Genomic DNA, 21,029 nt, shown 5'->3' on the forward strand with positions numbered 1-21,029 from the left:
GGCCCTCGTCATGACGGCCGCAGTCAACGACCAGGCGCTCCGCGAGTTCTGCTGGTTGCTCGAGCAATCCGACCCGCGGGTGAACCCCGACGCGATCTGGAGTGGCGACCAGGCGTCGGTCTACCACCACCTCCGAGAAATCGGAGCCCTGACGCTGTCGAACGAAGTCACCGACGGCAGCTTGTGCCGCGAATGCAGCACGGGGGTGTTTCGGCCGCTCGCCAGCGAGCCCCCCGATCCCGAATTTCCTTACCACGGCTACTGCGGCGAGTGCGGATGGATTGCCCTGCGGAAAGAGGAAGCCCATTTGTGGCAGGCACAGCCCGCCAAGGTCGCCCGCTGGCTCGGCACGGCGTTGCAGTTGACGCCACACTACGTGCCCGAGCCGGTGGTCGAGGGCGTCCTGTGGCGCTTGGGCGAGCGCGAGTTTCGGCGCCGGCGCCATGTGCTGTTCTTCGGGCGGCGTCTTGGCGATGCGCTGGCTCCTGTCAAGGAGGCATTGACTCGCCTGGCTGCGCCCGGCACCGAGGTGATCATCACCACGACGGACGTCTCGGCACTGCGGGCCACTTCGCTCGCCGATCGTTTGTTCGTTCCTTTGCGCGCCATCGCGCACTTGCGGAAAGTCGGACTGGTGGTCGAGAACCTCGAGGCCTACATCCCGGCGCTCGGCAAGATCCAGCACGCCGACGAAACCTCGCTGCGGCCGCTGCGTCTGGGTCAGCGAAAAGCGTTGATCGGTGGTCAGGAGATCCCCTTGTCGCCTCAGGTCTGCTCATTCCTGACCATTCTCGATGATCACGGTGGCGACGAGGTGCACAAATCGCGTATCGCTGAAGCCATGGGAATGGACGGTTCCATTGATGTGCCCCAAGTCTTCAAGCGGCACCGACCGGTCTTCGATACGTTCGTCGGCTCGGACAAGAAGGGGCACTTCTGGCTGAAGCCGGACTTTCTGAAGATCGACGATGAGTAGCGGTGAGCACCTCGACTGAACGCACCCCAGAGAACCTGCGCGTCAGGGTAATCCGCAGCCGTCCCCCCGCGGTTCTCTGATGTCGTGCTAGGACGCACGCCTGCAAGCCCGGCCTCACCCGCCGGGCTTTTTTTCGTCCTGCGAACGGCGCCAGAGGCAATTACCGAATTTGCCCCCGGATTCTGTCCATTTTGCCCCCCCTTTTGCCCACCCCCTGCTTGAAAAAATTCCCCTCACGTTTTCGACATCACTGAAAGGAGATAAACGTGAGTATCAAACACCTCAACCAGCGCGAGTTGGCCGATCGATGGGACGTCAGCGAAGGATCGCTGGAGCGCTGGCGGTCCGTGGGCATCGGGCCGGTCTACCTGAAACTGCAAGGCCACGTGCTGTACCGCCTCGAGGACATCGAGGCCTACGAGGCCGCGAGCCTGCACCAGAGCCCCTCTGAGCGCGTTACCGAGGGAGGTGCGGCATGAACCGCGAATACCTCCATTACCTCCTGGATACCTCTGTCGGCCAACTCGCCGAGCAGTCCAGCGAGATTCTGTTTCGGGTCAAGAACGATGCCGACGATCTGCTCGCGGTCACCAAGACCGTCGTCGAGCACCTCGACCGCGCGCTGGATCTGAAGTACGCCCACCGCGCCCATCAACTGCGGCTCGCCGCCGGCAAGGACACCGGCGTCGTGCACTTCGATGACGGCGATGTCCGGATCACCGCCGACCTGCCCAAGAAGGTCGAGTGGGACCAGAAGCAACTGGCTGCCATCGCTCGCCGCATCGCCGCCACCGGCGACGACCCCTCGGAGTACCTGGACCTCGCCTACCGCGTCTCCGAAGCCAGGTTCACCGCCTGGCCCAAGTCGCTCAAGACCGCCTTCGCGCCGGCACGCACCCTCAAGACCGGCAAAGCCGGATTCCGTCTCGCCCTGTTGAAGGAGAAAGCACCGTGGTGAATCAAGTTCTCGAAGTGCTGCGCAAGCAGTCCATGCTGTTTGCCGACCTGCCGGAAACCGTTCGCGTACCGGGTCACGGCGACCATCCCGCCATCGACGCTCTGCCCCTGGAGTCAGCCAGTGTCGATGACCTGGACCTCGCCCTCCAGGAACTCGACCACAAGATCATGGCGGCCCGCCAACAGGCTTTGGTCCTCCAGCGCCTGCGCGATCAGGCTCGAATTCGTGGCGGCGTCGACAGCGACACGCTCGGCGCGATCTTCGGTTGGGAGGCCTGACATGGCGTTCCCCTTCATCACCGCCGAGCAACGCCTCGCCGAGAAGCGCCGTTCTTCAGGCGTCATCCTCGGTCCTGCCGGCGTCGGCAAGACCACCCTGCTCAAGACCGCTGACGCCGTCAGCACCTTGTTCGTCGACATGGAGGACGGTGACCTCGCGGTCCGTGACTGGCCCTGCGACACCGTTCGACCCCGCACCTGGCCGGAGTGCCGGGATCTCGCCTGCTACATCGGCGGCCCGAATCCGGCGCTCCGGGACGACCAGGCGTACAGCCAGGCGCACTACGACCAGGTCTGCACCCAGTACGGTGACCCGGCGCTGCTCGACAAGTATTCGCTGATCTTCGTCGACTCGATCACCGTCGCCGGGCGGCTCTGCCTGCAATGGGCGAAGGGCCAGCCGCAAGCCTACAGCGAGAAGACCGGCAAGCCGGACAACCGCGGCGCCTATGGCCTGCACGGCGGCGAACTGATTGCCTGGCTCACGCAGTGGCAACACATCCGCAGCAAGGACGTGTGGCTGGTGGGCATCCTCGACGAGAAGCTCGACGACTTCAATCGCAAGGTGTTCTCGCCGCAGATCGACGGCGCGAAAGCCTCGCTGGAACTGCCCGGCATCCTCGATCAGGTGATCTCGATGATCGTCCTCAAGGACGACAGCGGCAACCCGTATCGCGCCTTCGTCTGCCAGCACCTCAATCCCTGGGGCTACCCCGCCAAAGACCGTTCCGGCCGGCTCGACCTCGTCGAGGAGCCGCACCTCGGTCGCTTGATTGCCAAGATCACCGCGCCCTGCGCGCAGCAACGCACCGGAGAATCGTCATGAACAGCAATCCCCACAATGCCGCTTGGTCGGATTTCAACGATGCCGACGACCAGCGCGATTTCGCCTTGATCCCGCCGAAGACCTTGGCCAAGGTCCTGATGACCCTTCGCCCGGGCGGTTACGACGAGCCCAGCCAGGGCTGGACCGGTGGCTACGCCACGCGCTCGGCCAAGACCGGCGCGGTCTACCTCAACGCCAAGTTCACCGTCCTGGAAGGCCCGTTCGCCAAACGGGTGGTGTTCGGCCTGATCGGCCTGTACAGCCCCAAGGGCCCCGAGTGGGGGAACATGGGCCGCAGTTTCCTGCGCGCCATTCTCCATTCGGCCCGCGGCATTCACCCGTCGGACCTATCGCCGCAGGCACAAACCGCGCGCCGCATCCGCGGCTTCGCGGATCTGGACGGCATCGAGCTGGTCGTCTGCATCGATGTTGAGAAGGACCAGAACGGCGAAGACAAGAACGTCGTCAAGGCCGCGATCCAGCCGGATCACAAGTCGTATCCGGCACTCATGGGCGTGACCTCACGAGCACCGGGGGGGCCGGGTGGCTTCGGTGGCGGTGCGCCGGCAGCGCCGAGTGCGCCCACCTTCGGACCCACGGCACCCACCGCACCCGCGGCTCCACCCTCTGCACCGGCGGATTCCCGCGTTCCCACGCGTCCCGCCTGGGCACAGTGAGGAGGCACGGCCATGATGCTCCGACCGCGCCAACGCCAATTCGTCAACCGTTCGATCCAGGCCCTGCGCACCCACGGCAACACGCTCGGGGTCGCTCCAACAGGGAGCGGTAAGACGATATGCCTCTCCGGCACCGCCGGTGAGTTCCTCACGCATCCCGATGCCAAGGCCTGCGTGCTGGCCCATCGCGATGAGCTCACCGCACAGAACCAGAGCAAGTTCTCGCGCGCGAATCCGGGCATCCGCACCTCGGTGTTCGATGCCCACCAGAAATCCTGGGCGGGCCAGGCGACCTTTGCGATGGTCCAGACGCTGGTGCGCCATCTGGATCAATTGCCAACCATCGATCTGCTGGTGATCGACGAGGCGCACCACTGCGCCGCGCCGACCTACCGGCAGGTGATCGACATGACACTCGCTCGCAACCCGAAGGCCCTGATCTATGGCGTCACGGCCACCCCGAATCGCGGCGACGGCAAAGGACTGCGCGAGGTGTTCTCGAACGTCGCCGACCAGATCCGGCTCGGCGAACTGATTCGTTCCGGCCACCTGGTGTCGCCACGCACCTTCGTCATCGACGTCGGCACGCGTGAAGCACTCGACGGCGTAAAGAAACTCGCCGAGGACTACGACATGAACGCCGTGGCCTCGATCATGAACAACGCGCCTGTGAACGACGCGGTCGTGCGGCACTGGAAGGAGAAAGCGGCGGGTCGCAAGACGATCGCCTTTGCCGCCACCGTCGCCCATGCCGAGGCCGTTCGCGATGCCTTCCTCGTCGGTGGTGTGGCCGCGGCGGTCGTGCACGGCGAGATGTCGGAGGCCGAGCGCAAGGCGACGCTCGCCGATTTCGAGACCGGGGATCTCATGGTCGTCGTCAATGTCGCGGTCCTGACCGAAGGCTACGACTACACGCCGACCGCCTGCATCGTCCTGCTGCGCCCCAGTTCCTACAAATCGACGCTGATCCAGATGGTGGGGCGGGGATTGCGGGTCGTCGATCCAACCGAGTATCCCGGCGTCGTCAAGACCGACTGCATCGTGCTGGACTTTGGCACCGCCTCGCTCAAACACGGCAGCCTTGAGCAGGAAGTCGATCTCGACGGTTTCGATGCCGATGGCGAGGCACCGACAAAGGAGTGTCCTGCGTGCCAGGCCGAGATCCCCCGCGCCTCGCGCGAGTGTCCGCTCTGTGGACACGTCTTCGAACCCGAGGAGAAGGACGACGAGGAAGGGACGCTGGAAGACTTCGTGATGACGGAGATCGACCTCCTGAAGCGCTCGAACTTCTCGTGGTGCGATCTCTTTGGCGATGACTGCGCCTTGCTCGCCGCCGGTTTCAAGGCCTGGGCCGGCGTGTTCTTCCTCGAAGGCCGCTGGTACGCCGTCGGTGGCCAAGGGACTGTTCCGGTCCGGCTCCTGGGCATCGGCGAGCGCACGGTGTGCCTGGCGCAGGCCAACGACTGGCTCAACGATCTGGAGACGGATGACGCCGCCCACAAATCCCGGCGTTGGCTGAGCGAGGTGCCGACCGAGAACCAGTTGCGCTACCTGCCGCCAGCGCTGCGCGCCGATTTCGGCCTGACCCGCTACCAGGCGTCGGCACTGCTGACGTTCCGGTTCAACAAGCACGCGATCCAGCGGGTCGTTCATGCCGCCAATCAGCATCACCTGGAGGCCGCATGACATGTGCCGTCTGCTCTCGCGAAGCGCGCGGCTTCGGCATCTTCAACCCCGCGCTACAGCGCACCGATCTGCGGCGCTTCCTGGAGCGCTGGGTGTTCTGTTCGATGCGCTGCATGGAGGCGTTTTCCAAAGTCATGGAACGGCTGACCGGACTTCGGGAGGACGCCGTGCTTGATCCCTCCGATCTGGAAATTGCCGCCATGCGCGCCGCACTGGCGCCCCTCGGCGACTACGTCGCTTCCATCGGCATGGAGCGACCCCTGGCCGACTACGGCAAGGCGGAAGTCCTGCGTCTGGTCGAGGTCGTGATCGACGCCTATCAGGCGCACATGCTCCTCGAGCACGAACGCCTGGCGGCGACCGATCGCGCCTTTCTGGAGCAGCGCCTTGCCGCTCAACCCCTGCCGGCATCCGGCGCCACTACAAGGATCCCGTTCTGATGATCGATCTCAACCATCAACCCAGGTTTCACGAGAAGGTCACCGCGCTCGTGGATGCCGCCCTGCAGGCAGAAAGCACCGCACGTGAAAAGCGTCGGTATCTCGGCGCCTCCCGCCTCGGCGTGAGTTGCGAGCGTGCCCTGCAGTTCGAGTATGCCGATGCCCCGGTGGATGCGGGCGCCGAGTTTCCCGGCCGCACGCTGCGCATCTTCGAGGTCGGTCACGCCCTGGAAGACCTCGCCATCCGCTGGCTGCGACTGGCTGGATTTGACCTCTACACCCGCCGCAAGGAAGGCGGGCAGTTCGGTTTCTCCGTGGCCAACGGGCGCATCCAGGGACACGTCGACGGCGTAATCGCTGCCGCACCTGCCCATCTCGGTCTCGCGTTCCCGATGCTCTGGGAGTGCAAGACGATGAACGACCGGAACTGGAAGTCCTGCCTCAAGTCCGGCGTGGCAGTCAGCAAGCCCGTCTATGCGGCGCAGATCGCCGTCTATCAAGCCTACCTGGAGCCGTCGATTCCAGGCATCGCCGACCACCCGGCGCTGTTCACCGCGATCAACAAGGACACGCAGGAACTGTGGTGCGAGCTCGTCGCGTTCGACGCGGCCCTCGCACAGCGGATGTCGGACCGGGCCGTGAAGGTCATCACGGCAACCGAGGCAGGAGAACTGCTGCCTCGTATCGCCACCGAGCCCGGCTTCTACGAGTGCAAGTACTGCGCCTGGGCCCATCGCTGCTGGAGTGCCTCATGAATACCGCGACCCCTGAATTTGACCTGCGCTCGATCGATCGCCGCCAGAAGCCTCTGGTCGGGACCCCGACCATCGAGCGTCTGCTGCTGCGCCACGTGAGCCTCGTCTGTCCTGAATCACGCCTGTGCGTGAGCGTCATCAAGCAGGCCTTCGTCGACCTGTGCAGTTCGTCCTGGGGCATCCGTCGTGACGCGCGGCGCTTCTTCCACGACGGCCGTTTGACGTTCTGGTGCGACCTGGTCGATCTCAATCCGGAGTTCGTGCGCGAGATCGCCCTGAAAACCGGCTATCTCCCCGAACAAGACCTACCGAGGAAGGAAACTTCATGCTTGATCTGAACGACCCCATCGACAGTTATGCACCCTCCCAGGGTCGACATGACTCCGACCGCGACGAACTCCGCGCCGGCTTGCTGGCCCGCCTGGAGAGCGTGTTGTGTGTTCTGTTTCCAGCAGGCATCGTGCGCCACGGCACGTTCCTCATCGGCGACGTGTCCGGCAATCCCGGCGAGAGCCTGGAAGTGGTCGTCACCGGCGAGAAAGCCGGTCTGTGGACCGATCGTGCCACCGGCGACGGCGGCGACCTGTTTGCGCTGATCGCGGCCCATCGTGGGATAGACGCCCGCACCCACTTTCCGAAGGTGCTCGAAGCCGCCCGCGAATTGCTCGGGCGCTCGCCTGCGTCTCTGCCGACCAGGCGGCGGAAGGAAGCGCCGGTCGACGATCTCGGCCCGCACACGGCTAAGTGGGACTATTTCACGGCCGATGGGCAACTCATCGCCTGCGTGTATCGCTATGACCCACCCGGCCGGAAGAAGGAATTCCGGCCGTGGGATGCCCAGCGCCAGAAGATGGCTCCGCCTGATCCGCGGCCGCTCTACAACCAGCCGGGCATGACTACGAGCGACACGGTGGTGCTCGTCGAAGGCGAGAAATGCGCGCAAGCGCTGATTGACACCGGCGTCGTGGCGACCAGCGCGATGCATGGCGCGAACGCGCCGGTCGACAAGACCGACTGGACACCGTTGAATGGCAAGCGCGTGCTGATCTGGCCCGACCTCGACAAAGCGGGGTGGGACTACGCCCTGGCCGCCGCCGATGCCGCGCTGATGGTTGGCGCGAGGTCCTGCGCAGTCCTGATGCCCCCCGATGACAAAGCACAGGGCTGGGATGCGGCCGACGCCTTGATGGAAGGATTTGACGTGCCGGCGTTTCTGGCCACCGGTGCGCACGTCACAATTCAACCGCCGGTTGCCGAGGAAGAAAACGAACCAGGCGATGAGAACGCCGTCTGGGCCACCGACGATGCGCTCGCCTTGTCCTTCACCCGGCGCTATGCCCAGGACTGGCGTTACTGTGCCCAGTGGGGCAAGTGGCTGGTGTGGACAGGAAATCGCTGGCAGCCGGACGACACCCTGCTGGTCACCCATCTGATGCGGCACATCTGCCGCGAGGCTGCCATCAAGGCGAGCTCGCATCGACTGGCCGCCAAACTGGCTTCCAGCAGCACGGTGAACGGCGTCGAGCGTCTCGCTCGAAGTGAACGTCGGCACGCATCGACATCAGACGAATGGGACAGCGATCCCTGGCTTGCCAACACCCCCGGCGGGGTCGTCGATCTGCGCACGGGCAAACTGCGGCCGCACGACCGTGCCGACCGGATGACCAAGATCACCACGGCCACACCGAAGGGCGCGTGTCCGCGGTGGCTAGCATTCCTCTCGGACATCACCCGCGGCGATGCGGATCTGATGGCCTATCTGCAACGGGTCATCGGCTACTGCCTGACAGGCGTCACTTCCGCGCACGCCTTGTTCTTCCTCTATGGCACTGGGGCCAACGGCAAGTCGGTGTTCGTGAATGTGATCACCACGATCCTGGGGGATTATGCCGCCAACGCGCCCATGGATACGTTCATGGAAGCGCGCACCGACCGCCACCCCACCGATCTGGCCGGATTGCGTGGTGCCCGTTTCGTGTCCTCGATCGAAACCGAGCAAGGGCGGCGCTGGAATGAGTCGAAGGTGAAAGCGATCACCGGCGGTGACAAGGTGTCGGCACGCTTCATGCGGCAGGATTTCTTCGAGTATCTGCCGCAGTTCAAGCTGGTGATCGCGGGCAATCACAAACCGTCTATCCGCAACGTGGATGAGGCGATGAAGCGCCGGCTGCACCTCATCCCCTTCACCGTGACCATTCCGCCGGAGAAGCGCGACGGACAGCTCACCGAGAAACTGCTCCGGGAGCGTGACGGCATCCTGGCCTGGGCTGTTAAGGGCTGCCTGTTGTGGCAACAGCACGGGTTGAAGCCGCCCAAGGTCGTGGTCGACGCTACGGACGAGTATTTCGATGAAGAGGACGCCATCGGCGAATTCATTGAGGAGGAATGCCAGCGCCACCGGGAAGCCCGCGTATCCGTGGCGGACACCTTTCAGCGCTGGCAGGAATGGGCCAATCGGCGCGGCGAATACATCGGCACCAGTCGCTGGCTGATGCAGCAACTGTGCAATCGAGGGTTGGAGCGCAGCCGCCTGCATGGTGGAGTGAAGGGCCTCTCCGGCCTATCGCTCAAACCCAAAGACTATGGCGAGCGACTCCCTTATCGCGACGACTGACGGTCCTTGGTGACCGAAGGGGACCCACCTGCAGTATTACTCTGTTTACACATGCTGACGTGCAGTTTACAGGGTTAATGATTCAGCGGTCACCTTCGGTCACCACATTAATATTCAAGGAGATACATGGCATGACCGAGGCAATCCTGGCCCTGGATCTGGGCACTCACACCGGGTGGGCGCTGCGCCACCTCGATGGCACGACCACCAGCGGCACCGCACAATTCCAGCCGCATCGCTTCGAGGGTGGCGGCATGCGCTTCCTGCGATTCAAGCGCTGGCTCACCGAAGTCAAGCACTCGGCCGACGGCATCAATGCGGTGTATTTCGAAGAGGTGCGTCGGCACGCCGGTGTCGATGCGGCGCACGCTTACGGCGGATTTCTGGCGCATCTGACCGCGTGGTGTGAACACCACCAGATTCCGTACCAGGGAGTGCCCGTCGGCACCATCAAGAAGCACGCGACGGGTAAAGGGAACGCGGGCAAGGACGCGATGATCGCCGCCGCCAGAGCATCCGGGTTCGATCCGCAAGACGACAACGAAGCCGATGCGCTCGCTCTGCTGGCGTGGGCGGTAGCTCAGGAGGCTGCGTCATGAAAATTCCTCCGCAACGCTATCGCTGCCCGCTGGGGCGGTTGCAGCCAGACGTCACGAATCTCGAAGCGGTCAAGGAAACCGGCTGGCGCGAGCAGCGCATCCTGGTGATATCCGACACCGACGAACGGCTGGACTTCGTCGAACGCGAGTTCGTGCGCCGATTGGGCGAACGGCTCTACGGTGCGGGAGTGCGACGCCATGGCTAACTGGACCCTTGAAGACGTGGCGGCACGATTCGCCGAGGCAGCCGAGACGGGCCGGCGACTGCCCCGGGTTCGGGTGCAGGGCTACTTCAACGTCTGGCCGGCGTTTGCCCGGGAAGCCTGGGAAACCTATCCGGAGGAGGAACGTGACTACCGTCCGTTGCCGCCCAGCCCTGATGCCATCGAGCGGATGCTGGAGACGATGCGCTGGGTGCAGTGGCTTGAAGTCGAGCAGCGCCATCTCATCTGGATGCGCGCCAGGCGCTACAGCTGGCGGGAAATCGCGATACGTGCCGCTTGCTGCAGGAGGACGGCGCAACGGCACTGGCAGCGGGCGATTGAAAGCGTCGTCGATCAGCTCAACCGACTGATGGCCGCTGCACCGTGAAAGAATTTTGATAGTAATTGGCGGCATGTGCGTGCCAGTGCGAAAGGGTACGAAGCATCGCCAAATTCGGAGCTCAGCGGGGGTGTCGCATCTCGGGCCGTTTTTGGATACAGTCACGGCTATGGTTGGGAAAGGTGCGAGAGCAGCGAGACTGCCTTCAAGTCTGCGAATTCCTTTCCTCCAGCCGCACCATCGACCCGCCCCTGTGGCGGGTTCTTTCTGGTAGACCTCCGCAGGATTGAGAGCAAGCTACGTCACGAGGTAGCCTGACCCCGGCTGTCGTGGCCAGCGAATAGCCCTCCGAAAGCAGTCAGCAAAGGAGCACAATGCCATCGGCCTTTGCGTACTCGTTGCTGAACGAGGTCCAGATAGGCGTCGGGTGCTGGAGCTTTCTTCCGTTTGTGCCTTCGTTGATTGCAGGTCACGCAAGCAGCGACAATATTTTTTTCCGTATCCAGACCGCCGTCCTGCCGTGCCTCAAGGTGCTCCGCGGTGCACTTCAGGCGTTGCGCCTGAGAAGGCTTGATGTTGTGGGCTCGGGAAAACGCGTCGAGATCATTTTCCCACATGGGCAAGCCGCAGTAGTAGCAGCGGCCCTTCTGAGCAAGGTAAGCGGATTTGCGATTGCGGACGACTGGCGTGATTGGCATAGAAGGCCCCTTTAAGAATCAAAGTGAACCCCGCTAGCTGCCATCGGCCGCCGAAGACGGGTACCAAACCGAAACGCTCCGGAATGGCCCTACACGCGCTCGGCACGAGACGCGCGCAGAAATTATAGCCTTTCCGTTCTGCTTTTTGAAACGCTCTGGATGTCGGGCGTGGTAAGCGACAGCTACGCCTTCTGACGGCCCAATCGACACCGCCGGGGCGATCTCGCCTTCGTTGCTGCGCATCACTGCGGCCCGTGACCTCACTCGTCCGGGCCGTTCCCATTTGTCAGAGGTGAAACGTGGCCCCATCCGACTTGACGCTGGAGCAGTGGCCGGTCGAGCGATTGATCGACTACGCCCGAAATCCACGCAAGAACGACCACGCCGTCGAGCAGATGGCGGCGGTGATCACCGAGTTCGGGTTTCGGATTCCCGTGGTTGCCAGGAGCACAGGGGAAATTCTTGACGGTCATCTTCGGCTCAAGGCTGCGCGCAGGCTGGGCTTGACCAGCGTGCCCGTGGTCCTGGCCGACGAACTGACGGATGCCCAGATCAAGGCGTTCCGCCTCCTGGCCAACCGCTCTGCCACCTGGGCAGAGTGGGATGACGCCATGCTCACACTGGAACTCGAAGACCTGAAACTGGCCGACTTCGATCTGTCGTTGACGGGTTTCGACGCTGGCGAGATCGAGGCTCTGCTGGCCGACGATCATACCGACGCAGAGCCGCCGGTCGACGGCGACACGCCCGATGCCGCCGATGACGTTCCCGAGGTTCCCACCAATCCAGTCTCGCGTCTTGGCGACGTGTGGGCTCTGGGTAAGCATCGGTTGATCTGCGGTGACGCAACGGACACCGATGTGATCGCGACGCTGATGGCCGGCGATCGGGCGCGGGTCTGCTTCACCTCGCCGCCCTACGGCAATCAGCGCGACTACACCAGCGGCGGTATCACCGATTGGGATGGGTTGATGCGCGGCGTCTTCGCAGATCTCCCGATGACCAACGACGGCCAGGTGCTGGTGAACCTCGGCCTGATCCACCGCGACAACGAAGTGATCCCGTACTGGGACGGCTGGGTGGCGTGGATGCGGACGCAAGGCTGGCGGCGGTTCGCGTGGTACGTCTGGGACCAGGGGCCTGGGATGCCTGGCGACTGGGCCGGACGTTTCGCACCGAGCTTCGAATTCGTCTTCCACTTCAACCACCAGAGCCGCAAACCGAACAAGATCGTGCCCTGCAAGCACGCCGGCCAGGAATCGCACCTGCGCGCCGACGGGTCGTCCAGCGCGATGCGCGGCAAGGATGGCGAGATCGGCGGCTGGACGGCAGCGGGCCAACCGACGCAGGACAACCGAATCCCCGACTCGGTGATCCGGGTGATGCGCCACAAGGGTAAGATCGGGCAGGACATCGACCACCCCGCCGTCTTCCCGATCGCCCTGCCGGAGTTCATCCTCGAGGCCTACTCCGGCACCGGGGACATCGTCTTCGAACCGTTCTGTGGGTCAGGAACGACGATACTCGCGGCACAGCGCACCGGCCGCCTCGCCCGCTCGGTCGAGATCGCCCCCGAGTACGTCGATGTGGCGATCAAGCGCTTCCAGCAGAATTTTGCTGGCGTGCCGGTGACACTCGCAGCCACCGGCCAGACCTTTGTCGAAGTCACTGCCGAACGCCTGGGGAGCGACGATGCTGACCGTTGAGCAGTGGCCGATCGACCGGCTGATAGAGTACGCGCGCAACCCGCGCAAGAACGATCATGCCATCGACCAGATGGCCGCCGCCATCCAGGAGTTCGGCTTTCGGATCCCCTGTGTCGCGCAGTCCGATGGGCGCCTGGTCGATGGTCACCTGCGCCTGAAGGCGGCACGCAAGCTCGGACTCGAAACGGTTCCGGTGATCCTCGCCGATGACCTGACGCCAACGCAGATCAAGGCCTTTCGACTGCTGGCCAACCGCTCGGCGACTTGGGCAGAGTGGGACGACGATCTGCTGCGCCTGGAACTCGATGAGTTGAAGCTCGATGACTTCGATCTGGCACTGACCGGCTTCGATGCCGACCAGTTACTCCAAATCATGGCTGGCGAGGAGACCAGCACCGAAGGCGAGACAGACGACGACGCCGTGCCGGACGTTCCGGAAACGCCGGTGTCGCGGTTGGGTGATGTGTGGGTGCTCGGCAAGCACCGGCTGCTCTGTGGGGATGCCACGCAAGAGGCAAGCTACCAGGTGCTACTCGGTACCGATCGCGTGTCGATGCTCTGGCAAGACCCGCCATACGGCGTGAACTACGCCAACAGCGCCAAGGACAAGCTGCGCGGCAAGAACCGGCCAATCCTCAACGACAACCTGGGCGATGACTTCGGTCCCTTCCTGCAAGCGGCCCTCACCCCGGCGCTGGCGCGCTGCGATGGCGCGGTCTACATCGCGATGTCTTCCAGCGAGCTCGACGTGCTGCAGTCTGCCTTCCGCGCCGCCGGTGGCCACTGGTCGACGTTCATCATCTGGGCCAAAAACACCTTCACGCTGGGTCGCGCCGACTACCAGCGCCAGTACGAGCCGATGCTCTACGGTTGGCCCGAGGGCGGCAAGCGCCACTGGTGCGGCGACCGTGACCAGGGCGACGTGTGGCAGATCAAGAAGCCGGTGAAGAACGATCTGCACCCTTGCCTGTGCCCTGGCACAGAGGTGTTGACGGACAACGGTTGGCGAATTATCGAATCGTTGGTTGCCGGTGACAGCGTCCTTGCGGCGGACGGGAAGTTCCACTCCGTCGAACTGGTGTCGTCCCACGCTATCGAAAAACCTGTTTTCCGACTGACTGTTTCAGGCGTGGAGCGCGCAGTTGATGCCACCGGCAACCACCCATTTCTCGTTTTGCGTGATGGCAGTTTGGCCTGGATCGAGGCTTCTCAAATCATTGAGGGAGATGAGATATGCTCACCAGCAAAGGCTATATCAGAAAATGGTACGGTGATCGGCTACGCATGGAACACGACGTCGTGTGGGAACGAGACTTTGGTGTCATCCCAGACGGGTTTTGCGTCCATCACGTCGACCACAATAAGCAAAATAATCACATTTCAAACCTGCAACTTGTCACCCACCTTGAGCACAAGCGGATTCACTCCGGTTGTGAACTCCGAGATGGTGTTTGGTGGAAGCCCTGCAGCGCTTGCGGATCGCTCAAACCTGTTTCCCCAGAGCACTGGTATATCAGCGCAGGAGGAGCGCCGTATGGATGGGGCTGCCGACCGTGCCACGTCAAAAAAATCGTACAGCTTCGCTCTGCGAAGCGTAAGCAGCACCGAGAAAATAAACTACTCAGGGTTGGTGTGGAACTTGTCGGTGGAGGGCAGCCCTACGTTTGAAACGCGCATCGGCATGTCTCATAACACAATGAAGCCGGTGGAACTGGTCGAACGCGCGATCCGCAATTCGAGCCGGCCGGGTGACTTGGTGCTCGATTGCTTCGGCGGCTCCGGTACCACGTTGATCGCCGCCGAGAAGTCGGGCCGGTTCGCGCGGTTGATGGAACTGGACCCGAAGTACGTCGATACCATCGTTCGCCGCTGGCAGGAGTACACCGGCAAGAACGCCACCCGGGAGTCGGATGGCGTTGAGTTTGATGCGGTGTTGGGTCAGGCCGAGAGTGCTTCCTCGGAGATCGCGCAGTGAATTACAAACCCCGTCAGGTAGGGCAAGCCTTGCGGGATGCCAGAGTCTTTGCTGGTCCGGCGGTTGATCGTCCAGCCCATCCATTGCGTGATGGCGGCGTGAATCGCCTGCTCGACGTGCTTGCCGACCAGCATCTGGTTGCGGACATCATCAGAAAAGTGTCGTCCGTGGCGGCTGTCGAGGAAGAGCCTGACCGATTCGAGAGGCTCGCCGGTGGCGTTGGAGATTGCGGTCATGGCCAAAAGCCATGCGACTTCGGCGTTGTCCTGCATGCCGCCGTAAAAGCCCCAGGCTTCGTTGTCGGTGGCGGGGATCGGGTTGGCGATGGTGTTGGCGATGGTGTTGGCGGTGGTCATGGCGTCTCTCCTGGTTGTGTTTGGCTGTCTACTTGCGGCCCGTAACGGCGGTCAGCTTGCTGCGCGCGGGCCCCGTCCAGAAGCAGGGGCCTTTGCCGCTTTTGGCTTCGGCGTCCCAACGCTCAAGGATCTCGGCGTCGGTCCAGCCTTTGGCGGCGAGGTAGGCGTAGTCGTCGCTGTTGAAGTTGCTGTGCTTGCGGAGGGTCTCGTTGGTGGTCATGGTGTTTCTCCCGTTTGCGTTGATGACACAGACATGATTGCTCTACCACGAACACAAGCCAAGTGCTTTCTCAATCATTTTGGCAACGCTTTCAGTCTTCCCAAATGGACGTTGCATCGCGTGCAATCCCGATGCGCGCCCGGTCGTCGTCGCTTGCTGCTTCGACCACCGCGCTGCCTGTTTTCGTGTTGACGCCCGCTTTGCCGGTGGCACAGAAAGTCTTGCCGTCGTGGATGATGATGCTCGGCGCCGCCTTGCTGAACTCGATCTGGATGCTCATCATGCCGCGGTTGCGACCGTTGGTATCGGTCACGGTGGTCTGGAGGGTGGTCTTGGCGGTCATGGCATGCTCCTCGGGGTAGTTGGTTGCGACACCCGTATGAACGCGCTGTTCGATTGAGAAGGCAAGCGCGTTCTCAATCATCGCGGGCCCATGGCGCCTTGGCTTGCACAGACGCGCCGTGTGGCGTCGTCGTGTCGCCGGCGAGTCCTTGCTTGGCGACGCCGATTCAGCACCACGTCACGCCAGACCGCAGTTCGTGGGCAATCGCCAGCAGGTGAAAGACTTCCTTGAGGCGCCGGACGACACCCTCCTGGTCGATGCCCGGGTCGATGACGCGAACGCCCCGCTGGATGGTCGGCTGGCCGTCGATCTCAACGATGCGAGTCGGCCCGCTCTCGTCGGTCGGTGCGACGGTCTGGATACCCCAGGCCTGATGCAACGCCCGGATGGCCCGTTGACGCAGGCGCGGTAGTTCGGCGAAGTCGATCTCACCGCAACCGTCGGAGGTGTCGATGCCCAGCGCGCCCAGCACGATGGCGGCATTGCGATTGGAGTAGTTGACCTCCGTTTCGGGCTGCTGGTCGATGCGGATGGTGATGCTCATGGTGTGGCTCCCTGGCGTGGTTGATGGCGACACCCCGATGAACGCGCTGTTTGATTGAGAAGCCAAGCGCCACGACGATCATTCGCGTGACCGCACGTCTCGTTTGTGATGGCCTCAACCCTGGCTGTCGAGTTGGAAACTGCCCGGGCCGTTGCCTTCGTCATCGGCGAGAAAGATGATGGTTCGCTTCTGGCCGTTGGGCAAGGTAATGACCAGACCGAAGAATTCGTCGCCGCACTCGTCGACGCCGGTCCGGGCGAGGTTCGTGATGGTGCCGCCCAACAGCGGGCGCAGTTGCTGGAGATGAAAGTCGGCGGCGGAGGGTGGGGTGCTGGTGGTCATGACAGACTCCTTTGGTGTACTGGTGGACGACGGGTGCTGGTCATCGGTTTAGGCGCCCCGCAGGACAGTGATGCCGGCCTGCGCCAGGGTCAACGCGGCGCTCGCGAAGATCGTCTCGGCCATCCCCGGGCACGCGTGGGTGTCGTCGAGCAATTCGTCGACGACTTCGCGAGACCTGGCGCGCATCGCCACGAGTGCCGCCTCGCGCAGTTCGTGGCTGGCGGTCCTGATCTCCGGGCAGAGCCGGATCAGCGTGGTGAGGGCGGCGGTGGCGAGTTGGTTGCCGAGAGTGTCGAGGTTGCTGGTCTGGGTCGGGGTCATGGCGGGCTCCGGATAGTGGGGTTGAGGACGATCGTATGAACGCGCTCTTCGCTGCTGAAGCCAAGCGTTTCGTCAATCTTCTTCTGGCGCCAGGCGTGGCACGACACTCGCCAGCCCTTCGGTGTTGGCCCTGGGGCTTGCACGGTGGCGCCGCGTGGCGCCGTTCAACGACGGGCGAGCACTTGGCCAACCACACGCGTGCGGCCGCCCAAACGCAAGAACGCCCGGTGGCCCGGGCGTCGTGGTGGCACTGTTGCGTTTCATGCCACGTAACGTGGGTCGCCGGTCAGAATTTCAAGCCAGTCCATGACGTAGTGCTCGCCGGAGACGCCTTGGGTGCGCACCTGGCGCACGCGCTTCATGGTGAGATTCCACTCCTTGGCAATGCCGCGGATCGTCTTGTGATGCTTGCGCATCAGGTGCTGGATGGTTTGGGCGCTGAGGGTGTTCATGGTGGTCTCCTGCTGGCGTTGATGACGATCGTATGAACGCGCTGTCTGGCGCCGAAGCCAAGCGCCTTCTCAATCTTTTTCGGGGCGGCTGGATGTTTCCAACCACCCCTTCGGTGACTACCCGATGTGGTAGATGCGCTCACCACCCTGGGGTTTCTCCGAGGTGATGGTCAGCCCGAGCTTCTTCTTGAAAGCGCCGGCAAACGCGCCTCGCACGGTATGGGACTGCCAGCCGGTGGATGCGCAAATTTGCGCAATTGTCGCGCCCTCCGGCCGTTTGAGCAGGGCGATCACCGCCGCCTGCTTGCTGTTCTCGCGGGTGCGGGGCTTCGCCGCTGTCTCTTGCTTCTCTGCCACCCATTGCGCCTCGGTGGCCACCAGGGCGGCTTCCACCTCCGGGTCGGGATGCTTGCTCGGCAGTGCCGGCGGGGTGCGCCCAAGCGCGTCGTAGCCACCCGGCGAGATGAACCAGTCGGTGTCGCTGCCGGTGATCAGGGCCTTGTTGCAAAGCCCCTCGATCACCTTCTTGCGGGCGCCGCCCTTGACGTTGTCAGGGAACCAGACCAAACGTCCATCGGGTTGCTCGGCGGCGTGTTCAAGGACCAGGCGCTGGGTGTCGGTGAGTGCGTTGCGGGTCATAGCGATCTCCTTGATCGGGGTTGATGACGAGCACATGAACGCGCTTTTCAATCACGAAGCCAAGTCTTCCCAACCAGAAAGTTGCGAATGCCCCTACGTGCGCCGACGCCCTGCCGACACCCGGGTTGCGGTGCCGTGCTGACCACGCCCGGCTACTGCGACGCGCACCGTGCCGATCACCGGCAGTGGGACAGCAATACGGGGAAGAGGCAGCGACAAGAGAAACGTGCCCTGCCCACAAACAGCGCCGCGTGGCGAGGCCTGCGCGCTCGGGTTCTGCGTGATGAGCCGCTATGCCGCGAATGCCTGCGGCTCGGTGTCTTGTGCGCCGCCAGCGTCGTCGATCACATCGATGGCGATAGCCACAATAACGACCGATCGAATCTGCAGTCGCTCTGCAGTCGCTGCCACGCCAGAGTCACGGCGAGGCACGACGGCGGCTTTGGCAACCCGAACCGGCGTCGCCAAGCGGACCGAGACTGCTGAGCGTGTCAGCGTCGGTCGCTGGCCACTCGATGTCCGGCTGCGCACGCACGAAGCAAGGCCAGATCATTCGTTCATCATCCAATTATGCGTTCTGCATTCTCTGAAAATGCCATTTGTTTATATAGAGAAGTCCAGATTCGCGAAACAACTCGGCTACAGGCCCCTAGGGGCCTAGGTTCTCTACGATCGCATATGCTGGATGCGTGCGCGTGGTCAATTTTTTGTGCGTGCAAATTAGAAAACTTTTTTTTGGCGGAAAATGGCCAATAACTCCAGTGTTTTCAAGACGTTAGACCATTTCAGGAACCCTCGAAATCATGCCCGGACGTAAGCCCCTGCCGGTGGTCGTCAAGGAGATCAAGGGGACCCTGCAGAAGTGCCGCACCAATGAACGCGAGCCGAAACCGACGACGGCGCTGTGCACGCCGCCCGACTATATGTCCGACAGCGCCAAGGAAGCGTGGAACTACGCCGTGGCCAATTCGCCGCCCGGCCTGCTGTCGGCACTCGACGGTGCGGTGCTGGAGCGCTGGGCGAACTGCTCCGGGCTGTACCGCGAGGCGCTCTCCAAGATCAACAAGGCCGGCGTCTCCGGGATGATCATCAAGACCCCGAGCGGTATCCTGCGGCGCTCGCCGTTGATGGACGTGATCCGGGATCTCGCGCTGGAGATGAAGGGCTACGAGGCCGAGATGGGATTCACGCCAGCTTCGCGTTCGCGGATTTCGCTGCCGGCGAATTCGCCCAAGGATAACGACCCCTGGTCGGACATCGCTGGCTGATGGCGACCCGTAACTACACCGCCATCGCCCGGCGATATGCCGAAGCCGTGGTCGGGGGAGAGATTGCCGCGTGCAAGTGGGTGCGCCTCGCCTGCCAGCGCCAACTCGACGACCTGGAGCGGTTTAAGGGCAGGAACAGTCCCTACCGCTTCAACCCCAAGCTGACGGACAGGCAGGGGCGGAGTTTCCAGCCCGCTGACAATCTCTGCGCGTTTGTGGAGCGCCTTCCCCACGTGAAGGGACCGCTGGCTGGGCAACCGATCCTTCTGGAGCCCTGGCAGGTCTTCATCCTGACCACCGTCTTCGGCTGGGTGAAGCCCGATGGCAAGCGGCGCTTTCGCAGAGCCTATTGTGAAATATGTCGCGGCAATGCGAAGAGCACGCTATCTTCGGCGGTCGCCCTCTACATGCTGGCCGCCGACGGCGAAGGCGGCGCGGAGGTCTATTCGCTGGCCACCACTCGCGACCAGGCGCGCATCGTCTTCGGCGACGCGCAGACCATGGCCCGCCAGTCGGCCGGGTTCCGTACCCGTTTCGGGGTGGGCGTCGGCGCGCACAACCTGCACGTGCTTGCCAGGGGCTCGAAGTTCGAGGCGCTCTCCGCGGAAGGCTCGACGCTCGACGGGCTGAACATTCACTTCGGCTGCATCGATGAACTGCACGCGCACAAGACCCGCACCGTCTACGACGTGGTTGAGACCGGCACCGGCAAGCGCGACAACTCGCTCTTGTGGGTGATCACCACCGCCGGCAGCAACCGCTCGGGCATCTGCTACGAGATCCGCACCTTCGTCACCCGCCTGCTCGACGGCGTGTTCGCGGACGACAGCCAGTTCGGCATCGTGTACGGGCTCGACGACGGCGACGACTGGACGCTCGAAGAGTCGCTGATCAAGGCCAACCCCAACTGGGGCATCTCGGTGCGCCCGGAAGTGCTGCTGCCGCTGCAGGCCAAGGCGATGCAGATGCCCAGCGCGGTGAACAACTTCAAGACCAAGCACCTCAATGAGTGGGTCAACGCGGACACCGCATGGATGGACATGCGTTCCTGGGATCGCTGCGCCGACCAAGGGCTCGATATCGAGTCCTATGCGGGACAGCCATGCTGGATCGGACTTGATCTCGCCAGCAAGACCGACATCGCCGCCCTGCTGCTGGTCTTCGCCCACCAGGAAATCGACGGCGGCTTTGCGGTGTTCGGGCGCTACTACCTGCCCGAAGACACGGTTCACGCCACCGGCAACAGCCAGTACCCCGGCTGGATGGGCAGCGGACGGTTGACGGTGACGCCGGGCAACGTGATTGATTTCTCCTGGATCGAGGCCGACCTGGTCGACTTCGCCTCGCGCTTCGCCATCCAGGCGGTCGCCTTCGACCCCTTCCAGGCAACGCAGTTGTCGACCCGGATGCTGGCCGAGGGATTGCCGATGATCGAGGTACGCCCGACGGTGCTCAATTTCTCCGAACCGATGAAGACTTTGGAGGCGCTGGTCCTGCAAGGGAAACTGATCCACGACGGGGATCCGGTGCTGGGCTGGATGGTGAGCAACGTCGTCGCGCACCTCGACGCCAAGGACAACATCTATCCGCGCAAGGAACGTCCCGAGAACAAGATCGACGGCATCGTTGCGCTGATCATGGCACTGTCGCGGGCGATCACGCCCGGCACCCAGGTGGTGCTCGGTGCGGACTACGAACTGGTGATGCTCTGATGGGGATGTTCAGCTTTCTCTCGCGCTGGATGGCCTCGAGTGACGACCGTTCGCCAGGGGGTGACTTCTGGTTCGAGCCGGTCACGATGCGGAGTTCCAGC

Annotated in this window: 29 protein-coding genes and 2 pseudogenes; 21 read left to right on the top strand and 10 right to left on the bottom strand. The window is 63.2% G+C overall.

What is annotated here, in order from left to right:
- Positions 1-10: 10 nt before the first annotated feature.
- From QZ634_RS11420 to QZ634_RS11485, 14 genes are all read left to right on the top strand, one after another.
- Positions 11-976 (top strand): hypothetical protein, encoded by a 966-nt coding sequence (locus tag QZ634_RS11420; RefSeq protein ID WP_291988439.1) that lies wholly within the window; start codon positions 11-13, stop codon positions 974-976.
- 266 nt (positions 977-1,242) lie between these two features.
- Positions 1,243-1,455 carry a DNA-binding protein gene (locus QZ634_RS11425; RefSeq protein ID WP_291988441.1) on the top strand — a complete coding sequence of 71 codons (213 nt, stop codon included), beginning with the start codon at positions 1,243-1,245 and terminating at the stop codon, positions 1,453-1,455.
- Positions 1,452-1,934, top strand: coding sequence for a hypothetical protein (locus QZ634_RS11430; protein WP_291988444.1), 483 nt, complete (start codon positions 1,452-1,454; stop codon positions 1,932-1,934). Before QZ634_RS11425 ends, QZ634_RS11430 begins: the two co-directional genes overlap by 4 nt.
- A complete protein-coding gene (locus QZ634_RS11435; RefSeq protein ID WP_291988446.1) occupies positions 1,931-2,212 on the top strand; it encodes a hypothetical protein in 282 nt (93 codons plus the stop codon). The genes QZ634_RS11430 and QZ634_RS11435 overlap by 4 nt, the downstream gene beginning before the upstream one ends.
- Before the next feature lies 1 nt (position 2,213).
- Positions 2,214-3,038 carry an ATP-binding protein gene (locus tag QZ634_RS11440; RefSeq protein WP_291988449.1) on the top strand — a complete coding sequence of 275 codons (825 nt, stop codon included), beginning with the start codon at positions 2,214-2,216 and terminating at the stop codon, positions 3,036-3,038.
- Positions 3,035-3,715 carry a hypothetical protein gene (locus QZ634_RS11445; RefSeq protein ID WP_291988451.1) on the top strand — a complete coding sequence of 227 codons (681 nt, stop codon included), beginning with the start codon at positions 3,035-3,037 and terminating at the stop codon, positions 3,713-3,715. Before QZ634_RS11440 ends, QZ634_RS11445 begins: the two co-directional genes overlap by 4 nt.
- Positions 3,716-3,727: 12 nt before the next feature.
- A complete protein-coding gene (locus QZ634_RS11450) occupies positions 3,728-5,401 on the top strand; it encodes a DEAD/DEAH box helicase (protein WP_291988453.1) in 1,674 nt (557 codons plus the stop codon).
- On the top strand, positions 5,398-5,841 hold the full coding sequence (locus QZ634_RS11455; protein ID WP_291988455.1) for a DUF6511 domain-containing protein: 444 nt from the start codon (positions 5,398-5,400) through the stop codon (positions 5,839-5,841). Before QZ634_RS11450 ends, QZ634_RS11455 begins: the two co-directional genes overlap by 4 nt.
- Positions 5,841-6,596 carry a hypothetical protein gene (locus QZ634_RS11460; protein ID WP_291988457.1) on the top strand — a complete coding sequence of 252 codons (756 nt, stop codon included), beginning with the start codon at positions 5,841-5,843 and terminating at the stop codon, positions 6,594-6,596. The genes QZ634_RS11455 and QZ634_RS11460 overlap by 1 nt, the downstream gene beginning before the upstream one ends.
- Positions 6,593-6,934 (top strand): hypothetical protein, encoded by a 342-nt coding sequence (locus QZ634_RS11465; protein ID WP_291988459.1) that lies wholly within the window; start codon positions 6,593-6,595, stop codon positions 6,932-6,934. The genes QZ634_RS11460 and QZ634_RS11465 overlap by 4 nt, the downstream gene beginning before the upstream one ends.
- Positions 6,922-9,210 carry a phage/plasmid primase, P4 family gene (locus QZ634_RS11470; RefSeq protein WP_291988461.1) on the top strand — a complete coding sequence of 763 codons (2,289 nt, stop codon included), beginning with the start codon at positions 6,922-6,924 and terminating at the stop codon, positions 9,208-9,210. The genes QZ634_RS11465 and QZ634_RS11470 overlap by 13 nt, the downstream gene beginning before the upstream one ends.
- Positions 9,211-9,341: 131 nt before the next feature.
- Positions 9,342-9,809, top strand: coding sequence for a hypothetical protein (locus QZ634_RS11475; RefSeq protein WP_291988463.1), 468 nt, complete (start codon positions 9,342-9,344; stop codon positions 9,807-9,809).
- A complete protein-coding gene (locus QZ634_RS11480) occupies positions 9,806-10,015 on the top strand; it encodes a hypothetical protein (RefSeq protein WP_291988465.1) in 210 nt (69 codons plus the stop codon). The genes QZ634_RS11475 and QZ634_RS11480 overlap by 4 nt, the downstream gene beginning before the upstream one ends.
- Positions 10,008-10,400: a DUF6362 family protein gene (locus tag QZ634_RS11485; protein ID WP_291988467.1), complete on the top strand. Its 393-nt coding sequence runs from the start codon at positions 10,008-10,010 to the stop codon at positions 10,398-10,400. Before QZ634_RS11480 ends, QZ634_RS11485 begins: the two co-directional genes overlap by 8 nt.
- Positions 10,401-10,654: 254 nt before the next feature.
- On the opposite strand, the gene QZ634_RS11490 is transcribed toward QZ634_RS11485, so the two are convergent.
- Positions 10,655-11,050 (bottom strand): HNH endonuclease, encoded by a 396-nt coding sequence (locus QZ634_RS11490; RefSeq protein ID WP_366145388.1) that lies wholly within the window; start codon positions 11,048-11,050, stop codon positions 10,655-10,657.
- Between the two features lie 299 nt (positions 11,051-11,349).
- On the opposite strand from QZ634_RS11490, the gene QZ634_RS11495 reads away from it, so the two are divergent.
- The 4 genes and pseudogenes from QZ634_RS11495 to QZ634_RS11505 all read left to right on the top strand — a co-directional run bounded on the left by QZ634_RS11495 (position 11,350) and on the right by QZ634_RS11505 (position 14,731).
- Positions 11,350-12,756: a DNA modification methylase gene (locus tag QZ634_RS11495; RefSeq protein ID WP_291988469.1), complete on the top strand. Its 1,407-nt coding sequence runs from the start codon at positions 11,350-11,352 to the stop codon at positions 12,754-12,756.
- Positions 12,743-13,720, top strand: a pseudogene (locus QZ634_RS11500) (ParB/RepB/Spo0J family partition protein); the annotation flags it as partial. The gene QZ634_RS11495 and the pseudogene QZ634_RS11500, both read left to right, overlap by 14 nt.
- Positions 13,721-14,040: 320 nt before the next feature.
- On the top strand, positions 14,041-14,424 hold the full coding sequence (locus QZ634_RS21545; protein WP_366145394.1) for an HNH endonuclease signature motif containing protein: 384 nt from the start codon (positions 14,041-14,043) through the stop codon (positions 14,422-14,424).
- Entirely contained in the window at positions 14,342-14,731 is a 390-nt protein-coding gene (locus tag QZ634_RS11505; protein ID WP_366145395.1) for a site-specific DNA-methyltransferase, read from the top strand. Before QZ634_RS21545 ends, QZ634_RS11505 begins: the two co-directional genes overlap by 83 nt.
- On the opposite strand, the gene QZ634_RS11510 is transcribed toward QZ634_RS11505, so the two are convergent.
- From QZ634_RS11510 to QZ634_RS11545, 8 genes are all read right to left on the bottom strand, one after another.
- Positions 14,695-15,087 carry a hypothetical protein gene (locus QZ634_RS11510; protein WP_291988471.1) on the bottom strand — a complete coding sequence of 131 codons (393 nt, stop codon included), beginning with the start codon at positions 15,085-15,087 and terminating at the stop codon, positions 14,695-14,697. The two genes, QZ634_RS11505 and QZ634_RS11510, sit on opposite strands and share 37 nt — an antisense overlap.
- 28 nt (positions 15,088-15,115) lie before the next feature.
- The gene (locus tag QZ634_RS11515; RefSeq protein WP_291988473.1) at positions 15,116-15,307 is read right to left on the bottom strand and encodes a hypothetical protein; all 192 of its coding nucleotides are present in this window, start codon (positions 15,305-15,307) and stop codon (positions 15,116-15,118) included.
- A gap of 91 nt (positions 15,308-15,398) precedes the next feature.
- The gene (locus QZ634_RS11520; protein WP_291988475.1) at positions 15,399-15,650 is read right to left on the bottom strand and encodes a hypothetical protein; all 252 of its coding nucleotides are present in this window, start codon (positions 15,648-15,650) and stop codon (positions 15,399-15,401) included.
- A gap of 166 nt (positions 15,651-15,816) precedes the next feature.
- A complete protein-coding gene (locus QZ634_RS11525) occupies positions 15,817-16,194 on the bottom strand; it encodes a hypothetical protein (protein WP_291988478.1) in 378 nt (125 codons plus the stop codon).
- A 114-nt stretch (positions 16,195-16,308) separates the two neighbouring features.
- Complete coding sequence (locus QZ634_RS11530; RefSeq protein ID WP_291988479.1) at positions 16,309-16,536, bottom strand: hypothetical protein; 228 nt, start codon at positions 16,534-16,536, stop codon at positions 16,309-16,311.
- 48 nt (positions 16,537-16,584) lie between these two features.
- Positions 16,585-16,857, bottom strand: a complete 273-nt coding sequence (locus QZ634_RS11535; protein ID WP_291988481.1) for a hypothetical protein — start codon at positions 16,855-16,857, stop codon at positions 16,585-16,587.
- A gap of 260 nt (positions 16,858-17,117) precedes the next feature.
- A complete protein-coding gene (locus tag QZ634_RS11540; protein ID WP_291988483.1) occupies positions 17,118-17,309 on the bottom strand; it encodes a hypothetical protein in 192 nt (63 codons plus the stop codon).
- Positions 17,310-17,426: 117 nt separating this feature from the next.
- Complete coding sequence (locus tag QZ634_RS11545; RefSeq protein WP_291988485.1) at positions 17,427-17,948, bottom strand: DUF3489 domain-containing protein; 522 nt, start codon at positions 17,946-17,948, stop codon at positions 17,427-17,429.
- A gap of 87 nt (positions 17,949-18,035) precedes the next feature.
- Here QZ634_RS11545 and QZ634_RS11550 point away from each other — a divergent pair.
- Positions 18,036-18,314, top strand: a pseudogene (locus QZ634_RS11550) (HNH endonuclease); the annotation flags it as partial.
- Between the two features lie 52 nt (positions 18,315-18,366).
- Here QZ634_RS11550 and QZ634_RS11555 read toward each other — a convergent pair.
- The gene (locus QZ634_RS11555) at positions 18,367-18,501 is read right to left on the bottom strand and encodes a hypothetical protein (RefSeq protein WP_291988747.1); all 135 of its coding nucleotides are present in this window, start codon (positions 18,499-18,501) and stop codon (positions 18,367-18,369) included.
- Between the two features lie 250 nt (positions 18,502-18,751).
- Between QZ634_RS11555 and QZ634_RS11560 the strand changes: the two genes are divergently transcribed.
- Both QZ634_RS11560 and QZ634_RS11565 read left to right on the top strand, forming a co-directional pair.
- A complete protein-coding gene (locus QZ634_RS11560) occupies positions 18,752-19,216 on the top strand; it encodes a phage terminase small subunit P27 family (RefSeq protein ID WP_291988487.1) in 465 nt (154 codons plus the stop codon).
- Positions 19,216-20,928: a terminase TerL endonuclease subunit gene (locus tag QZ634_RS11565; protein WP_291988488.1), complete on the top strand. Its 1,713-nt coding sequence runs from the start codon at positions 19,216-19,218 to the stop codon at positions 20,926-20,928. The genes QZ634_RS11560 and QZ634_RS11565 overlap by 1 nt, the downstream gene beginning before the upstream one ends.
- Positions 20,929-21,029 lie beyond the last annotated feature (101 nt).

Origin of the sequence: Candidatus Accumulibacter sp. ACC007, assembly GCF_907163205.1 — a bacterium.
Classification (GTDB): domain Bacteria; phylum Pseudomonadota; class Gammaproteobacteria; order Burkholderiales; family Rhodocyclaceae; genus Accumulibacter; species Accumulibacter regalis.